Here is a 15,823-nt window from a genome sequence, read left to right on the forward strand (position 1 = left end):
CTGAGAATTCCAATCATTTCTTTGTCTTTTTTGCTGAGGCTTTTTTCTGTTTCGGCCTGCTCGTCGCCTTGGCACTTCCGAGGTCCGCACGGGCGAAATCGGTTTCGGAGCCTCCCTTGGATTTTAGTAGCTTGATTCCATCATCTGCGATTGTGAATCGGGTCACTGCATGATCAAATCCGCTGTCACGAATCTTGATAATCGACAGCGATCGCGTGAGGTGACCTGATTCTTCGATGCACCGGAACAGGATAACATTCTCCACCAGGGCAGAAAGCTCTGTCACCGAGCTGCGGATTTCTGGACTGGAAAGAGGCATTTCCTCGGTATAGAGAGTCGTGGTGCCCATGGATCGTAACTTCGCTGTCAAGGCTGTCAGGAACCGGGGCATGCGGTCGGGAGAGGTGGACGAATCGCGAAAGCCTTCCATGCCATCGATGAAAATCCGTTTGGCACCGAACTTTTCCACGCTCCCAATCAGCTGGTCGGCGAGCTGATCAAGGTATTGCTCCGTCGGTGGTCTCCACATGATATGGATATTTTTTTTCTGCACCTCACGACCAAGCGCCAGGCCTAAATTTTCCGCTTTGCGGATAAGTCGCGACGGAGTCTCATAAAATCCAAAATATAACCCGACCTCCCGGTTTTTTATGCCTTCCAAGAGAAAATACAGACCAAAGAGTGTTTTGCCTGCGCCGGGTGAACCCATCAGGGCCGTCGTTGAGTTGCCCGGCACCCCACCAAGCAACATCCTATCAAATTGTGGGATTCCAAAAGCCAGGCGTTCGTTCTGTATGACCGGTTCTTCAGGGAAAGTATTCCACCTGGCCTCCACTCGCGGATATATTTCAATACCTTGCGCGGTGATGAGAAAGATGTGCTTTCCGGTCAAGTGATTGGTTCCTCTGAATTTATGCACTTCGATTTCACGTCTTGATCGCATGCCGGTATGGGAGCGCGTAAGCTCGATCACACCATCAACCAGCGTATGCTCCGATCGAGTCGAGCCGCTCAACGAGGGACTCAGGAGGAGAATGGTGCAGTTCAGGGTCGTTGCAAATGTGTTCAGCTCGTGGATAAACCTTGTAAAATCAAGTTCTGTCGCTGCAATGTCGCGCGCGGTGCGAAAGCCATCGATAACGATCAAGGACGGCGCATATTTTTCGACTGTGTTAACAAGAATTTCGAGAAGTCCAGAAAGCCCTTTTTCCATGACATTCGAATAGGCGCTTAGGTATCGCAGACAAATGCCGACCATGGCTTCGTCGAAAAAGTCCAGCTTGCGAATATTTTGAAGGAGTTTGCCGTGAGATTCTGCGATCAGGGATAAATAGATGACCTGCTTGCCACGTTTGGCGAAGGAGAATGCGATCTGGCTCGCCATGATGGTTTTCCCCGCACCTGGCATTCCTTCGAATAGATAAAGCGCATTGGCAGTGATCCCGCCATCAAGCAGGAGATCCAGACTCGCGATGCCGGTGGATAGAACCGTGGTGTTGGTGGCCCCTGCTTCGTCATGATGTTCTGTCTCGATCGTGCCCACGACTCAGCCTCCCAAAATACCATCTATATCCCAGAACTCACTGGGGGAGGATCAGGAATCGCCTCCTCCTGGCATCATTAAGTAGGGCCAAGCTGCGCACCTGGCGACCCAACTCACCAAACCGCGTCAATAGGTTCGAATTTTCTGCCAAAACCCTGTAATTCCCGGTTGATCGAGCCTCGAAATTACAGTAGAAACGGAGTCTCCCAAGGTATCGGGGCGTAGCGCAGCCTGGTAGCGCACACGTCTGGGGGGCGTGCGGTCGCTGGTTCGAATCCAGTCGCCCCGACCATCTTCCTCCTTGTTTATATTTCCGTTTTCTGACTGCTAGCTTCTACAGTGAACATCTCTCGATTCTTGATCGAATCCACTACTTCATCCGCGTATTAATTTTTTCCCGTCCATCACTGGCATATCTAAATCCATGAGAATGAGGTCATAGTCTCCAAGCAAGGCTTTCTCCACACCCTCTTTGCCATTCGCTGCGCAATCAACTTCCGCTCATCCTTATTGAAGGTTTTGTTCGTTAGAGGTGTTCGGGGTGCGCCGACTCCATCACTCCAGCATTTGCTGTTATGAAACCTGCGAAACTGCTGCGATGGGATGAGAAAGTTCGTTTCCGTCGGTCGCATTCGGTATGGATCTAGCCTGCCATATCCGGCTCTAGCGCGTGAAGAGGATCTCGATCCCGCCTTTCCGCCTGCTCCTTGTAAAAGCGACTGGTCAGATCCCTGGGGTTTTGCTCCAGGACTCTGCCTAAAAGGTGAACTGCCTTCGTCCACTGCGCGGCGTGGAAGGCAGCCATGGCCTCATGAAAGAGAGCCAGAGTTTCAATTTTGCCGCGATACTCCAAATCCGGGGCTCCCTCGAAAATCTCCACGGCCTCGATGTGCTGGACCTTGCCTTTGACCGCAATTCGACCAAGACGACGAACCCCGGTGATTTCCTGTTTCACATTGTCCAGCAGAGCCTGGCTGGCTACGATACGAACTGAGAGATCCTTGCTCCACCCTTCGAGTCTCGATGCGACGTTGACCGAATCGGAAATAACAGTCCCTTCCATACGCTTGGATTCCCCAACTGTTCCCAGCATCAGCTCTCCACGGTGAATCCCGATACCGACAGCGATCGGTGACTCTTGCTCAGCCTCACGCTGCCGGTTGTAAGCTTCCACTTCCTTTTGAATGGCAATCGCCGCCTGCACAGCGTCATCTGCAGAACCTGGAAAAAGTGCCATAATGCCATCACCTATGTATTTATCGATGATGCCTCCATATTGCCGAATGATAGGTCCGACGCGGCCGAGGTACGCATTAATGAAGTTGAAGGTTGCCTGGGGAGTCATTTGCTCTGAGAGTGCTGTGAAAGAACGAATATCGGCGAAGAGGATGCACATGGTACGCTGCACCTGATCACCCAGCTTCACCTCGACTGTACTTTTCTTGCCCAGATAAGTCAGATATTGGGTGGGCACGAAGCGGGCGATCGATTCCTTTTCCTGCGTGAGCGCTTCTGCCAGATGTTGGAGTTCCAATTGGGATCGCAGCTGCTCCTTGCTAAGAATGAAGATCATGAGGAAAACAAGGCCTAGGGCAGCATACTGTCCGGTTTCACCGAGCGGAGTGTTCATGATGCTGGAGAGCACATCGATCCAGGTCGCTACAGCGCCAGCAAATAGCAAAAGGGCGCATTTCCTGGCGTCTCGCTTTTTCAATCTGACAGCCGAGAACAGGCGGAAGATCAGCCAGCCCACAAAAAATACAGCGAGCAGCTGCCAGGCGCGAATCAATACCTGGTTGAACGGCACTGGCGTGAAAAGATAGCCAGTTATAAAGATGGAACTGAGGGCATAGATGAGCTTGGAGAAGAAGGGAGGACGCTCCCTGTTGAAGAGGAAGCTATCAACCGAGAGCTGTTGCAGAGGATAAGTGCCAGCGAGTACGATGAATTCCAGCTTCAACTTATAGCGGATATCATCAAAGAGATGATCGATGAGCCCAATTTTAAGGACATAAAACATTCCGACGTCGATCAGAAACAAACCGGCAAAAAGGAAGTAACGGTAGCGATTGATCAATATATAGGAAGCCAGGAAGAAGCTTCCCACCGTCACCAGGGTCGTAAAGAGAGCCACCTGCAGGAATCGATTGGAGGAAGGCGCCTGACGCGTGGAGGTGATGAGGTACTTGAAGCGCCCCAAGCCACTCATGTTATTGAGATTAATTCCGCTGAGCGGATGATGGCCGACGATGCGGATGGTCAGGATATTTTTCCCGCTTCTTAAGAAAGGATAGGGCAGATCGAGGACGAGATCCTTGACAACCCTGTAACGAAGCAGATGCTGACCATCCGAACTGAGAAAGAGCTGCGATTCCAAAAGGTGACCGTTGAGATAGATTTCCCAGCCTTCGCCGATTTGTTCCAGAAACAGAACCAAAGATTCCTGCAGTCCCGCAGGTTCAAGCCAAAACTCCGTTTGTAACGTAAACTCGCTGATACGCAGGCCGTAGGAGGTCGGGAAGATTTCGTTCATGAGCAGGGGGAAGCGTTGTTTCACGCGTTCTTCTGCTTGGAATTCCTGCCGGGTCCAGTCACGGGAGAAGCCCCGGCGAGCCAGCCAGGGCGCTTCTGTCAGATCGATGCTGCAAAAGGCGATGGAGGATGGCGCACATGCGAAACCGTTCCTGCCCGGGGCCAGCAGCGAAATCAGCAGCATAAGGACTGGGAATAGAGGCATCAAGCCTGGGTTTCCTCGTCGGGTTTCTGGGTGTTGATCCCCAAATTTATCGGCTAAAAGCAGTTTGAGAACAGAAGCAAAGATTGTCCAAGTAACGAAATTTCCTGAAAAACTCTGTTAGTCTGCCCTAAAAGGACTACCCTGATTTTTTTGGAAGTTTACTTACAGCCCATCCCCAAAACCCCGGCGACCCGAACCATGTGAGAAGGAGTTCAGCTACTGCTATTATGAAAGCGCTGGTTTTTCCCAGCTGATCGCGAACGCATACAGTTCAAAGAAAAAGAGTCCGCGATTCTAACAACCGAGGGAATGGGGCGACGGCAATCAAAATTTTGTCATCAATCAAAGAGCTTCGATGAGGGGGGCCTTCCAGGTAGGTACATGCGAATCCGGCTCGTACTGAGGCGTTGAAAAGTACTGGTTCTAATTATTAAATTTGTGGTGAAGACCAAGGTTGTTTTTAGTAAAATTGTCATAGGTGTCTACGTGATAGCGTTATTATTTGGGAGATGGCCGCTGCATCAAAGAATGAGAAAGACCCAGAAGACCGAGAGCGGTTGGATGAGCAGGAGCATTCGCGAACCTCAATGATACGTTTCCACTTCGAGGAGCACACCGATGAAACTCTACTTCACCCCAAGGACCCGAGCCACGCGTCTCCGCTGGCTACTGGAGGAACTCGAGGAACCATACGAACTCGTGAGGGTCGACGCTTCGAAACAGGGCGACTTCCCGGCTCTCGTCGATGGAGATGTCACGCTGTTCGAAGCCTCGGCGATTTGTTTAATCCACCTGGCTGACAGATTCCCTGAGAGGCATCTGGCGCCACCACCCGGTTCTTCTGAGCGAGGCCAGTATTACCAATGGATGTCCTTCGCCGAGGGAAGCCTTGAACCCGTGGTCATGAAGTTCCATGAGCACGCGCACCTTCCTGAGGAGAAGAAGACCGGTTTGCAACAGGAGAACCTCGCTCAGTACCGGAACCGGCTGAATGATGTGCTCAAGGTAGTCGAGACCACGCTCAAAGGCCGAGAGGTCCTGGTGGGCGAGCACTTTACCGCCGCCGATCTGATGATGGCTGCCATTCTCCACCTCGCACACACGTTGAAACTCCTCGAAGGGCATCCTCTTTTGGAGGAATACCTCATGAAGCACACGAAGCGCCCGGCCTGTCGAAAAGCTGTTTCTTAGCGTGAGTCTCAGGACTTTCCAGATATTGAATCAGCCGCCTCTCTTGACAACATCATGAGCTTCATCAAGGTCAACCGCTGTGTCCGTGTTTTCGACCCACGAAACATAGCGGCTGACCTACCAAAAACATTTTTATGCTACTAGGTCTTCAATTGCTCATTCACTGCTCACACGGGATCAGAAGATGCGCATGATCGCGTAGAGGTCTTGCACAACTCTGGAAGCATGGGTACCCAACCTGCTGCTCAGAGGACACCTGCAGGCAAAGTCAGCAGCAAAGGCTTTGCTGAACGAAAAGCAGCCTGAGAGATGGTCACCGGTGGCGGCCACCCTTTGTGGTCGCTCGCTCAGCAGCTTACGGATTGATAAACCCTCCAGGTTCCGCTTCATGCGGAATATTCCATCCAAAGTAAACCTCAACATCCACAATCCTTCCGCCTCTCACCGTTGCAATCTCCGTGTTCCTGAAACGTTTTCCATTTTTATTCAGCGCCTCATAGGTAACAAATACCTGCTCCCCCTGTTCACAAACATGAATGAACGTGAACTCTTGAATCATGGCGCTATTCGGCCAACAGCGATTGAAATAGGCCGGACGATCAATGCGGTTATCAAGTGGACTGGTAAAGTGAAAATCTTCAGTGATAAGATTTTCGAGCAGCTCCCGATCCTTTTCAACATAAGCTCGATAACATGCGCGGACAATATCCTGCGGATCGTGCTTCATGAGGAATACCTCCGATTCATACTGGTCTTTACTAAGATAGGAATGCCGCATGGCCTCGCACCAGACCCTCTGCTATTTGCTGGAAAGTTTTCAAGCAAGAGAGTAAAACAGCCTGAGACGCGGAAAGCCGTAATCGAGGATGTCTGCAAACTCTTTACCAAAACGAGAGTCTGCTTATGGTAATGCGATTGTTTGTAACGACAACCCTGTTGTTTTTGTGGGGATGGGCACTGGAAGCGGAGCCCAGGTATCGTCTGGCTGTCATGCAGGTCAGCGAGAAGAGTCAAAGCGCAAAGACCAATAATACCGGCCTGGCGAAAAATCTTTGTGCCAAGGCCAACGTGGAATGTGACATCGTCTCTTTGCCTAATACTCGGGCGTTCAAGGAGCTGCAATCCAACAATGTGCAGTTCGTGATGTCTCTCGATCATCAGATTCCAGGCATGACGCTCCACAAGCTTGCCAAAGCCAACTCTGTTGATATCGTTGTCGTCGCCAAGAAGCCAACGCCCAACTGCGAATCTTTAAAAGGGATGAACCTCGCGTCCTTTCGCAACGTCTTTTATGCGAAGAAGCTCGCTGAACGCTGCCCGGGTCTGCAGCTGACCTGGACCAACACCTATGCTCAGGGCTGGAAAATGTATCGTAGCGGGCGTGTGGATGGCATGATCGGAGTGCATTTGAATTTCAATGGCAGCCCGCGTCCGACCGTACGTTTGGGAGACGATGACATCGTCTCCCTGGTAGGAAAAGAGGATATCTGGATCTTTGCCAATGACACATCCAAGGATACCGAGGCGGCCACAAATTTCCAGGCTGTGTTGAAGAAGGATCGTGACCTTCATTATCAGGAGTGAGCCCGATCAGAAACTGAATTCTGATCGGACAGAAAGCATTAATTCCGAATCCGTGTGCCGATCACACGCTTGTTGGGATCCGTATCGTTCCAGCCCAATTGACCTTCGCGCCAGTAATCAAATGTCGCCGTTCCACCGATAAAGACCGAACTCAGAGTTGACTGGGATCCAGCTTCATAGAGCCAGTCATGAGAAACCTGAGTATAAACTCCGTTACAATCACCGGATGATGAAGGCTTGGCCTGAACGTGGATGGCCCGTGTTTCATTGGGGGCGAGAGTGGCGAGCGACCATGCCGAACCACTGAGTATATTAAAGCTGATGGCGGTGCTGGTGGCGTTCTTGAACGTAATATAACCCGGACACATTTTCGGGGCTGGAGCGGAGGAACAGTCACCCGCCGCGGCTGGACACTGATGGGTGGCCCATACCATTTTCTGGGTTCCACAGCGGAGCTGGGCATCAACTTGAGTCAGAGCGCGATCGCGCAGCGTGCGGTTGTAAGTGGTGCAGCTGCCGCCGCCCAGGGTGCTGTTGTTATGGATGGCACAGCAAGCAAATTTGGTTCCGACCTGGAACTGGGAATATGCCGAAGTGGCGCTTACAGTGAAGACGAGGGACATGAGGGTACGCAGAAACATGAGTGTTCTCTCCTAGTGTGTGAGGAAAGCCATTCAGAATGGCTTCATTCAAGCAGCCGCCGAGCGGCAGGCTGTTAGAGAGAACACACGCACGAAAATATTGCAGAACCCGCGTACCTCGAGGATCATTGGGATGGGTGCGGTTCGCCACTGCCGATTGCTTTTGAAATAGGAATGCGAGCCCGCTGTCAGACTGGCCTCTGAATCCCTGAGGCTTTATGCATGCCGGTAGCGTCTCGTCCGAAAGAGCCTTACCGATGAAAGCCAGATGACTTTTCCTGGTCGCTCCGCACCGGGGTCCACTGGAAAAAGTTCCAGCAGGAGTCGATTCAGATAAAAGGCCTGGCTCGCATCAATCAGCTTTCCTTTTTCTGTTGTCATGCTATTCACGTGACCCCCTCACCAACAGGCTTATTTGACTTGTCATGGATGCCGGTTCCATCACCAGGCGACTGGGACTAACTATGCAAAAATTAAGCCCAAGCTTCATGACGCCGCTTTTGATGACGCTATCCGTGGTTTTTTGCGGCAGAGAGGAATCAGGCGGGACCGCAGAATTTTCGCAAATTCTCGCGCTCGTCTGGAGTCAGAATATAAGGCTCGACGCGCGGTCGTCCGGTTTTTTCATCAAAGAAAGGCGAGGGCTGATGCCGTCCTTTGATCCAGCCGATCGTCAAAAAGCGGATGGTAATCAGGATCAGACTCAGCGGCGCTTTTTCATATGTTCCTGGCGGCAGGGGGCCGATGCCAAATTTCCCCTGAACGCGCGAATGAACAGGACCAAGTGCCGCCTCATGAGTCGTCCCGTCCTGTGCATGATTCATGATGCAGTGAATCATACCCACATAGGGCATCCGGGGTTGGGCCATACAATTTCCGATCGGCGTCCGGCAGCAGCCGGCATACCAGCGTAACATTCCCTTGGCGGTGAGGCGCAGGCAGCGCAAGTGTTCGACACCTTGTGTGAGCATGATTTGCGCCGGATAAACCGGATAAACATCCGTTCCAGCATTGGCATCGAGAATATCCTGAGCCCGTCCGAGGTAATGAGCAAAAGCCTGGCAGTCATCACAGAGGCAGACGATGCGTTGGGCCCGCGACCGGGCCAACCCTGTGAGCTGCCCACGCAGAGCCCCGCATTGACATTGAAGTGAGATGACGTCCTGCATAAGTCACCTAATCTCGGGCGCCAGGGCAATCAGCTGATCAAAGCATTTTCCCCAGCCTTCCTGAAAGCCCATCTCGTCATGACGCTTCCGGTCTTCGACATTCTTGTGCATGGCAATGGCTGTATACTTGGAGCCCTTGCCGTGCGCTTCGATCAGGACAATGGCGGTAAAGGGCAGATCGGCACCGGACTCCACCGTGGCCGCAGGACGGAAGCCCGGCAGCAGAACATCGGTCCACACCAGTTTTTTGTTTTCCACGATTTCCAGAAAACAACCGAGGTTCGGAAACTGCTCACCTTCGGGTGATTGCATCACGGTTCTGAAAATGCCCCCAGGCCGCAGATCCACTTCCACGTCGGCAATGGTCCAGGGTTCCGGCACAAACCAGCGCTTGAGATGCTCCGGCCGCGTCCAGGCCTTCCAGATGGTCTCAGGCTTCACGTTTTCAGCCACGCGTTCCAGGCGCAAATCCAATTCCGGGTTGAACTTATCCATCATCGTCCTCCTTAAGGGTTTGAAGGTAGCTATCCAGCTGATTCAGCCGCTTTTCCCACATCGCGCGCTGGCGCGACATCCAATCCTCGGCTTTTTTCAGCTCTCTCACATTGAGGGAATAGGTGCGAACCCGGCCTTCCTTCCGCGAACTCACGAGGTGGCACGCCTCGAGGAGATTCAAATGCTGAACAAAGGAAGGCAAAGCCATATCAAATGGGGCAGCCAGTTCCTTGGTGGAGCGCGAACCCTTGCTCAGCCTTTCGAGTATGGCGCGCCTGGTGGGGTCCGCAAGGGCCTTGAATACGTGATCCAGCTGTAAAGTCGCATTCCCCATAAGCCCCACTCTAGACCTGATGAATACTTAGGTCAATGCCTAAGTTTACGCAAGCGGCTTCGCCCAAAGTCGGTCGGTTCTGATAAGGGCGCGCATCGAGCGGAAGTGCGATTGTGATGGTGGTTCCCAGCTCGGCCGTACTGTCGACTTCGATCGTGCCGCCGTGAGCCTCCGCGATACCACGAACAATCGGCAAACCAAAACCCCAGCCCTTGATGTCATCGCCGGCTGCCTGATGAGCCCGGTAGAAAGGCTGAAAGATGTTTTCCCGATCTTCCAGGGGAATCGGCTGGCCTTTGTTGTGGACGCCGATCTTCAGGCTGCCATGCTCCTCGTAAACCTTCACAACAATGGGCTGGCTGGTGTCACCATACTTCACCGCATTGTCGATCAGATTCTGCAGCGCACGGGAAAGTCCGCGAGGACACCAGTATCCTTCCATGTCGGTGCCCTGGAGCTCGACCCTCTGCTCATGATAATGGCGGAGCACGTTCTGGACGATGGTGAGGATTTGACAGTGGGTGATGCCGAGTTTGATCCTGCGGCTGGTCCTGATCAGGCTGGCATCGAGGATGTTATCGATGAGTTCGCCCGCATTTTCTGCGGCGTCAGACATCCTTTGATAAAGGTCTTCCGCGACACCCTCTTCGACTCCTTCCATCAAAAGACTTGTGGCCATCTTGATAAAGGCGATGGGTCCGCGAATGTCGTGCGCAAGCATGGCGATGAACTGCTCGCGGATATGGGCTTCCGCCAGGGCAAAGGTGGTGATGGATTCCTGCAGCGACTGATCGATGGAGCGATCAATGATTTTGCGCTCCCGGGCAGTCAGTTCAACCTTGCTCTCCACAACGGAATAAATCGTGTCCTTGAGGATGTAAAATTCCGTTGCGATCTGTGAGATGTTGAAGTTGGTCAAACGGGCCCGTTCGCCACCGTGTTCCAGGGCCGACGTATTGCCTTCCAGGGCATCGGCACGTTTGGGATCAGGTTCGAGAGCTTCCTTGATGCGCTGGAGCAGGCCAGGAAAATAGTTGAAGAGTATGGGGTCCTCAAGTTTGGAAGCCGATGAAATTTGCTCTCTTACGGCTTTGGCCCACTTCGTTTCGATCTCCTCCTTGCAGGTTTGCATGACGTCTGCGGCTGATGGTCTGTTGGTCATGAGGCTCTCCTTTTCACAGTCCCTGGCGAGGCTTTTGCAAAAAATTCTCCTTTGGAGGTGTTTATGGAAAAAACTTTATCCTGGCAAAAACTGGCAAGGGCTCAAGGTCCGTTCTATGTCGCCACCGGCCTATGGCCCCTCCTGCATCGCAAGAGTTTTGAAGCTGTGACAGGGCCAAAAAAGGATTGGTGGCTCGTTCAAACGGTTGGCGTGTTGGTGACAGCCATCGGTGCTTCACTTCTGGCTGCAGCACGCAAGGAGCGTTCTGATCCGGAGACAGTTATTTTAGCGACGGGTTCCGCTTTAGGGCTGGCAGGTATCGACGCTGTGCATGTGTCCAGGCGGACGATTAGACCTGTTTATCTTGCGGATATGGTTGTCGAACTATTCCTGGCGTATGCATGGAAACAGGCGCATCGTACGACTCAGTAAAAGAAGAGAGAACCGCGGATGACCGCGGTTCCTTGAGTCTTTTCAACATAAGACGTCTGAGACTCAGCGATTGCGGCCCCCGCGTGGCGACGAGGAGGAGCCTTCATCTTCATCTTCTTCCTCTTCGTTGCGGTTGCTGCTGCTGTTGCCCTTATTCTGTCCCCGCGAAGATTGGGAGGACTGGTGGGATGCCTGACCGCCTTTACGGCCAGCTTCACGTGCTTCTTCAGAATCAAATTCGTGAGCGTTTCCGCTTTGATGAGCAGCGCGGCCGCCTTTTGCGGAAATTTCGCGTTGCTGTTCTTCATCCATGCCCGCGAAACCTCTTTGACTTGAACCTTTTCCTTTTTGATCCTTTTGATTGCTCGGCATAAGAAACATCCTTCAATTTACGTTAAAGTTATGCTGTCCAGCCTAAAATCAGATACGATCGATCCTGTTCAAGTCTCTTCACATTCCATACCAAAAGAGGTTTCAGGTTTTCTTTTGTTTTCTGTCGAAGGCCCATGCATCCGGCGTATGGAATCAAATTCAAGGTGAATTCTTTTTGTAACAATTTTTTACTTCATGCCAAATTTTACGAAGAAATTGCTTCGAAAAACGCATGCGTTTTGTGGCGAACTCTTTGTACTTCAGGCGTGCAGATCCTCTCGGCCGCTCTGACGATTGCTTCCTCCTCCGCTTGTCTTCAGATGGTCCTCATCGACTTCGTCTTCATCACCGCTGGTGCGGACCTCATCGCTTTCCCCGCGGCTCAGATTCTTCTGCTGCTGGACATCGCTGGCACTCATGTCAGCTTCAAGTCCATGGTCCTGTCCGCTCGTTCCTTTGGAGTCAGCAGCCTCGGCCTTTTTATGCGAGGCATGCCCACCTTTGCTGGCGATCTCCCGTTGCTGTTCGGGATCCATCGCCGCGAAACCACGAACGGATTTCTCACTATGTCCGAGAGCTGTTTCACCGTGGTTGTGAGCCTCACGACCATGACGTTCGCCTTCTTCAAGCTCTCCGGCGTCGTGATGTCGTGCAGCCTGACGGTGATGGTGGGCTGCTGATTCATGGTGGAAAGCAGCATTCCGATGATGAGCGGCCAACCCGCCCTTGCGTCCTATTTCAGCCATATGTTCACGGTTTCTACTGACGGCTTCGCCACCTTTACGACCCGCCTCAGCGGCTTCTTCTGAGGTGAATTCATGAGCGTTGCCGGATTCATGAGCAGCTCGGCCTCCACGCCGTGCGATCTCGCGTTGCTGCTCGGGATCCATGGCGGCAAAACCGCGCTCATTTTTCCCAGCCATGATTGTATACTCCTAGATTTCTGTGTTTTTCATATCTCCTCAACTGAAAGAGCTACGGTATGAAATTTGCAATTTTTATACCGATTTGTCTTTGGAAGGGAACATAAGGGCGATGACACGGGTGAAGACTGCGGAGCTGGGCAACACTTCGTCCGCTTTTAGTGTACCGCGCGCTTATGGACGTGGGGTCAATTTCAGGGTGATCCCCGGCACGGGCGCCATCGTAATATTAGGTGCCAGCGTAAATGAGGTGTCGGGTACGCATGCGATTTGATAGCGGCGGATCACGTTGACCACAATCAAGAGCGCTTCCTTGATGGCAAGATCATAGCCAATGCATTTTCTGGTGCCGCCACCGAAAGGGAAGAACGCGAATTCCGGCCGATCTGCGACCTTTTCCGCAAGGAAGTGATCGGGCCAGAAATCATCGGGCCGCTCCCAGTAGCGCGGATGCCGATGAACGGCGTACTGCGGCAACAGAAAGGTTGTGCCTTTCTTGAAGATATAGTCACCCCACTGAAGGTCCACTTTGCAGGTGCGATTCACCATCCAGGCGGTGGGGTAGAGCCGCATGGATTCCTGCAAACAGCGCATGGTCAGATCCAGTTTATCCAGATCCTCAAGGCTTTCCCCACCTGGAGGCAGGCAAGTTTGGATTTCCTGGTGCACCTGCTCCTGAATCGCATGATTCTGCGCCAGCAGCCAGAGCGTGAATGACAAGGTATTCGCTGTTGTATCATGGCCAGCCAGCATAAAGGTGGCGATTTCATCGCGAACCAATTCATGCGCCATGGCCTTCTTCGTCTCTGGATCACGTGCGGTCAGGAGGCGGGCGAGGTAATCATCACGATCAGAACCAGTCCGCTGGCGGAGCGCGATGATTTCATCGATCACGTTATATAAAGTTTCCCGGGCTTTTAGAAATTTACGGTTGCGAGCCGTCGGGATGGAAAGAGGCAAAGGCAGAGCAGCCCAAAAAAGATAGCCAATGTAGTCCTGGCCATCGGCAAAGGCTTTCATCAGGAGGCCTTTGTAGGCATCGGTGTCAGTGGAAAACAGCGCTTCAAGAGCGATTTGAAAGGTCAGGCTGGTGATGGATTGATAAACGTCGATGCAATCAGCTTTTTTTGGCAAGGACTGCATGAATAGGTCGGTCTTGCGGTGGATAATATCCAGGTAGCTTTGCAAGGCGCTTTGATTGAAAGCGGGATTGGCCAGGCGTCTCTGTTGCCGCCACAGTTGTGCGCTGCTTGTGACCAAACCGTCGCCTGCCAGCGGTTTCATACGGTCGTAGATTTTCCCTTTTTCGAACAGGCGTTCCGTCTGGAGAAAGACCAGTTTGATGAAAGCCGGATCCGATACCAAAACCCCGCGAATGCCTGGCATGGGAAACCTGACAAAGTCACCATAGGTGCGCGCAAGCCTTGACAGGAGCGAAACGCCATGCTTCTTGAATTCCAGTCCGACCCCGATGAGAGGCGGTGTTTTTGGACCAGGCAACTGTGGATACGAATCTTGCCGGATAGGGGTATTCAGAACTTCCAGTTTTACCGACATGATCCATCTCTTTTTATTGATTGTGGTGCTGAAAAGCAGGCTTCATTTGTAGCCGTTATTGATCCAGGCCTGAAGGAAAATTTTCAGGTTTTCCGGCTTGGTTTTGTTCTGGATGAAGCGCTCGGCCCAGCCCCCGCTACCCACCCAGGTGCGGTTGCTGACGATGTCCGTGGGTTTCAAACTGAGGTTGGCTGCATTCCTTGCAGAGGGAACGCCATAGCCACCCTGGGCATCGCTGCTGTGGTGGCATGCGCTACAAAGAAGCGCATCATCACGGCCAATCGTTTGACTTGAAATAATCTGCGCCAGCGTTTTGCCATCGACATTCGCATTGGGAGCGAGGCCAAATTTTTTCGAGTCAATGGGATCATTCCAGCCCAATTTGGAGTTCGCAGCGCTATTTGCACTTTGAGCCTGGGCCATGGTTTGCAATACTTTTGTCGCGTCGGGTTTCTCGTTGCCACAACCTGCCAAAATGAGAAGCAGGCTTATCAGCACGCTAAGGTGTGCCACCGTTCCTATCCTCCAAATGCGGGTGTGATGTAGCAAGCAAGATTGGGACCATCTGTCCACGGGTTCGGGCTTCGCTTTTATCTCTAAATTTATCGATAATTTCAACTGGATACAAAACAGCCTGCAGGCACTCGAAATGGGTTTCGCTCTTGCAAGTGTCCAGAATCACGGCACTGAGTGACAGATTTGCACCCGAATTCGTGATCAGAAAGCGTTTTAAGGCATTGTCATAATCACCAGCGACAGCCTTAACCTCATAAAATGACTCGCCCTGGCCACGAGGTCTTGGCATTGGAGCGCAGTTGGGCTAGAAATTGGGGCTCTGTTCACAAAGGATGCCTCATGGGTTTCAAACCACGTTCCACGCCCATCATGATCAGTAAAAATGCCGGCAAACCTGTCGAAAAAAGACCGGAACTTTTGTACTGCGGCCTGCATATTTGCGAAACCCTGGTGCGTCTCCGCAAGCAGGATATTATTCGGGTGTATTGCACCGAGGAGCTGCTGGCCAGCTTTGGTGAGCTCCTGCGCTGGTGTGCCCAACAAAAGAAGGCCTATCATATCGTCAGCCCAGCGGATCTGGAACGCATCACAGCTTCCGTGCATCATGAGGGTGTGGCGATTCTCGCCCGGGCTCCTGGGCACGGCAACGAGCAGGCCCTGCGCAAAAGGCTCGAAATCTTCCCACAGCCTTTTATCTTTCTCGATGGCGTCCAGAATCCCCACAACATAGGTACCATCATGCGGGTGATGGCTCACTTCGGCTGGCGAACGCTGGCCGGGCATCAGCAGCTGCCCCCACTGTCTGCGGCGACGGCACGGGTGAGTGAAGGGGGCGCGGAATTTGTGGACACCTTTGTGCTGGATCATGCCCTGAACTTTCTCAAGAGTTTGCGTCAGCTGGGTTATCGCATCGTCGGGACATCAAGCCATGCGCGCACTTCACTTTATGCGCAGCCTTTGGCGCAAAAATTATGTCTGGTCATGGGGCATGAGGTGCATGGCGCCTCACCGGAAATTGAAGCGCTTTTTGATGATGCGATCGTGATTCCTGGCACTGGCGCCGTGGAAAGTTTGAATGTGGCGGTGGCTACAGGTCTGATGCTTGGGGAATATAGTCGTTTGCACGGCGTGCGGAAGGACAGCGCATCGGCAGAGCCCTGAGCGTTC

Annotated in this window: 16 protein-coding genes, 1 tRNA gene and 3 pseudogenes; 5 read left to right on the forward strand and 15 right to left on the reverse strand. The window is 52.5% G+C overall.

Annotation, left to right across the window (positions count from 1 at the left end; all coding sequences use genetic code 11):
• Positions 1-13: 13 nt before the first annotated feature.
• Complete coding sequence (locus tag OLTU_RS02175; RefSeq protein WP_141731123.1) at positions 14-1,543, reverse strand: ATPase domain-containing protein; 1,530 nt, start codon at positions 1,541-1,543, stop codon at positions 14-16.
• Between the two features lie 215 nt (positions 1,544-1,758).
• Here OLTU_RS02175 and OLTU_RS02180 point away from each other — a divergent pair.
• Positions 1,759-1,835, forward strand: a tRNA-Pro gene (locus OLTU_RS02180).
• Positions 1,836-1,918: 83 nt separating this feature from the next.
• Here the strand turns inward: OLTU_RS02180 and OLTU_RS33065 are convergent.
• A pseudogene (locus tag OLTU_RS33065) lies at positions 1,919-2,029 on the reverse strand (response regulator); the annotation flags it as partial.
• A 157-nt stretch (positions 2,030-2,186) separates the two neighbouring features.
• Entirely contained in the window at positions 2,187-4,259 is a 2,073-nt protein-coding gene (locus OLTU_RS02190) for an adenylate/guanylate cyclase domain-containing protein (RefSeq protein WP_218109790.1), read from the reverse strand.
• 639 nt (positions 4,260-4,898) lie between these two features.
• On the opposite strand from OLTU_RS02190, the gene OLTU_RS02195 reads away from it, so the two are divergent.
• The gene (locus OLTU_RS02195) at positions 4,899-5,471 is read left to right on the forward strand and encodes a glutathione S-transferase family protein (protein ID WP_141731126.1); all 573 of its coding nucleotides are present in this window, start codon (positions 4,899-4,901) and stop codon (positions 5,469-5,471) included.
• A 355-nt stretch (positions 5,472-5,826) separates the two neighbouring features.
• Here the strand turns inward: OLTU_RS02195 and OLTU_RS02200 are convergent, their stop codons facing one another.
• On the reverse strand, positions 5,827-6,198 hold the full coding sequence (locus OLTU_RS02200) for a nuclear transport factor 2 family protein (protein WP_141731127.1): 372 nt from the start codon (positions 6,196-6,198) through the stop codon (positions 5,827-5,829).
• Between the two features lie 182 nt (positions 6,199-6,380).
• On the opposite strand from OLTU_RS02200, the gene OLTU_RS02205 reads away from it, so the two are divergent.
• Positions 6,381-7,055, forward strand: a complete 675-nt coding sequence (locus tag OLTU_RS02205; protein WP_218109791.1) for a substrate-binding periplasmic protein — start codon at positions 6,381-6,383, stop codon at positions 7,053-7,055.
• A gap of 38 nt (positions 7,056-7,093) precedes the next feature.
• On the opposite strand, the gene OLTU_RS02210 is transcribed toward OLTU_RS02205, so the two are convergent.
• From OLTU_RS02210 to OLTU_RS02230, 6 genes are all read right to left on the reverse strand, one after another.
• Positions 7,094-7,696 carry a hypothetical protein gene (locus tag OLTU_RS02210; RefSeq protein ID WP_141731129.1) on the reverse strand — a complete coding sequence of 201 codons (603 nt, stop codon included), beginning with the start codon at positions 7,694-7,696 and terminating at the stop codon, positions 7,094-7,096.
• Positions 7,697-7,912: 216 nt separating this feature from the next.
• Positions 7,913-8,086 carry a hypothetical protein gene (locus OLTU_RS31730; protein ID WP_218109792.1) on the reverse strand — a complete coding sequence of 58 codons (174 nt, stop codon included), beginning with the start codon at positions 8,084-8,086 and terminating at the stop codon, positions 7,913-7,915.
• A gap of 149 nt (positions 8,087-8,235) precedes the next feature.
• Positions 8,236-8,865, reverse strand: coding sequence for a DUF6151 family protein (locus OLTU_RS02215; RefSeq protein WP_141731130.1), 630 nt, complete (start codon positions 8,863-8,865; stop codon positions 8,236-8,238).
• A 3-nt stretch (positions 8,866-8,868) separates the two neighbouring features.
• Positions 8,869-9,363 (reverse strand): SRPBCC family protein, encoded by a 495-nt coding sequence (locus OLTU_RS02220; RefSeq protein WP_141731131.1) that lies wholly within the window; start codon positions 9,361-9,363, stop codon positions 8,869-8,871.
• Positions 9,353-9,694 carry an ArsR/SmtB family transcription factor gene (locus OLTU_RS02225; protein ID WP_141731132.1) on the reverse strand — a complete coding sequence of 114 codons (342 nt, stop codon included), beginning with the start codon at positions 9,692-9,694 and terminating at the stop codon, positions 9,353-9,355. The genes OLTU_RS02220 and OLTU_RS02225 overlap by 11 nt, the downstream gene beginning before the upstream one ends.
• A 10-nt stretch (positions 9,695-9,704) precedes the next feature.
• On the reverse strand, positions 9,705-10,856 hold the full coding sequence (locus OLTU_RS02230) for a sensor histidine kinase (RefSeq protein ID WP_141731133.1): 1,152 nt from the start codon (positions 10,854-10,856) through the stop codon (positions 9,705-9,707).
• 63 nt (positions 10,857-10,919) lie between these two features.
• Here OLTU_RS02230 and OLTU_RS02235 point away from each other — a divergent pair, with 63 nt between their 5' ends.
• Positions 10,920-11,288 (forward strand): hypothetical protein, encoded by a 369-nt coding sequence (locus tag OLTU_RS02235; RefSeq protein ID WP_141731134.1) that lies wholly within the window; start codon positions 10,920-10,922, stop codon positions 11,286-11,288.
• Between the two features lie 186 nt (positions 11,289-11,474).
• Here OLTU_RS02235 and OLTU_RS33070 read toward each other — a convergent pair.
• The 5 genes and pseudogenes from OLTU_RS33070 to OLTU_RS02255 form a co-directional block, all read right to left on the reverse strand.
• Positions 11,475-11,660 (reverse strand): annotated as a pseudogene (locus OLTU_RS33070) (KGG domain-containing protein); the annotation flags it as partial.
• A 260-nt stretch (positions 11,661-11,920) separates the two neighbouring features.
• Entirely contained in the window at positions 11,921-12,196 is a 276-nt protein-coding gene (locus OLTU_RS33330) for a KGG domain-containing protein (protein WP_439956689.1), read from the reverse strand.
• A gap of 176 nt (positions 12,197-12,372) precedes the next feature.
• Positions 12,373-12,583: pseudogene (locus OLTU_RS33080) on the reverse strand (KGG domain-containing protein); the annotation flags it as partial.
• A 174-nt stretch (positions 12,584-12,757) separates the two neighbouring features.
• Positions 12,758-14,140 (reverse strand): cytochrome P450, encoded by a 1,383-nt coding sequence (locus OLTU_RS02250; protein ID WP_141731137.1) that lies wholly within the window; start codon positions 14,138-14,140, stop codon positions 12,758-12,760.
• Positions 14,141-14,182: 42 nt separating this feature from the next.
• Complete coding sequence (locus tag OLTU_RS02255) at positions 14,183-14,653, reverse strand: hypothetical protein (RefSeq protein WP_141731138.1); 471 nt, start codon at positions 14,651-14,653, stop codon at positions 14,183-14,185.
• Between the two features lie 342 nt (positions 14,654-14,995).
• Between OLTU_RS02255 and OLTU_RS02260 the strand changes: the two genes are divergently transcribed.
• Positions 14,996-15,817, forward strand: coding sequence for a TrmH family RNA methyltransferase (locus OLTU_RS02260; protein WP_141731143.1), 822 nt, complete (start codon positions 14,996-14,998; stop codon positions 15,815-15,817).
• The last annotated feature ends 6 nt before the right edge of the window (positions 15,818-15,823 follow it).

The sequence above is a fragment of the Oligoflexus tunisiensis genome (assembly GCF_001748245.1).
Lineage (GTDB): Bacteria > Bdellovibrionota_B > Oligoflexia > Oligoflexales > Oligoflexaceae > Oligoflexus > Oligoflexus tunisiensis.

Coding starts and splice junctions, on each gene's coding strand:
- OLTU_RS02190 (WP_218109790.1), bottom strand. CDS start 4,259: ATGCTGCTGATTTCGCTGCTGGCCCCGGGCAGGAACGGTTTCGCATGT.
- OLTU_RS02195 (WP_141731126.1), top strand. CDS start 4,899: ATGAAACTCTACTTCACCCCAAGGACCCGAGCCACGCGTCTCCGCTGG.
- OLTU_RS02200 (WP_141731127.1), bottom strand. CDS start 6,198: ATGAAGCACGATCCGCAGGATATTGTCCGCGCATGTTATCGAGCTTAT.
- OLTU_RS02205 (WP_218109791.1), top strand. CDS start 6,381: ATGCGATTGTTTGTAACGACAACCCTGTTGTTTTTGTGGGGATGGGCA.
- OLTU_RS02210 (WP_141731129.1), bottom strand. CDS start 7,696: ATGTTTCTGCGTACCCTCATGTCCCTCGTCTTCACTGTAAGCGCCACT.
- OLTU_RS02215 (WP_141731130.1), bottom strand. CDS start 8,865: ATGCAGGACGTCATCTCACTTCAATGTCAATGCGGGGCTCTGCGTGGG.
- OLTU_RS02220 (WP_141731131.1), bottom strand. CDS start 9,363: ATGATGGATAAGTTCAACCCGGAATTGGATTTGCGCCTGGAACGCGTG.
- OLTU_RS02225 (WP_141731132.1), bottom strand. CDS start 9,694: ATGGGGAATGCGACTTTACAGCTGGATCACGTATTCAAGGCCCTTGCG.
- OLTU_RS02230 (WP_141731133.1), bottom strand. CDS start 10,856: ATGACCAACAGACCATCAGCCGCAGACGTCATGCAAACCTGCAAGGAG.
- OLTU_RS02235 (WP_141731134.1), top strand. CDS start 10,920: ATGGAAAAAACTTTATCCTGGCAAAAACTGGCAAGGGCTCAAGGTCCG.
- OLTU_RS33330 (WP_439956689.1), bottom strand. CDS start 12,196: ATGGATCCCGAACAGCAACGGGAGATCGCCAGCAAAGGTGGGCATGCC.
- OLTU_RS02250 (WP_141731137.1), bottom strand. CDS start 14,140: ATGTCGGTAAAACTGGAAGTTCTGAATACCCCTATCCGGCAAGATTCG.
- OLTU_RS02260 (WP_141731143.1), top strand. CDS start 14,996: ATGGGTTTCAAACCACGTTCCACGCCCATCATGATCAGTAAAAATGCC.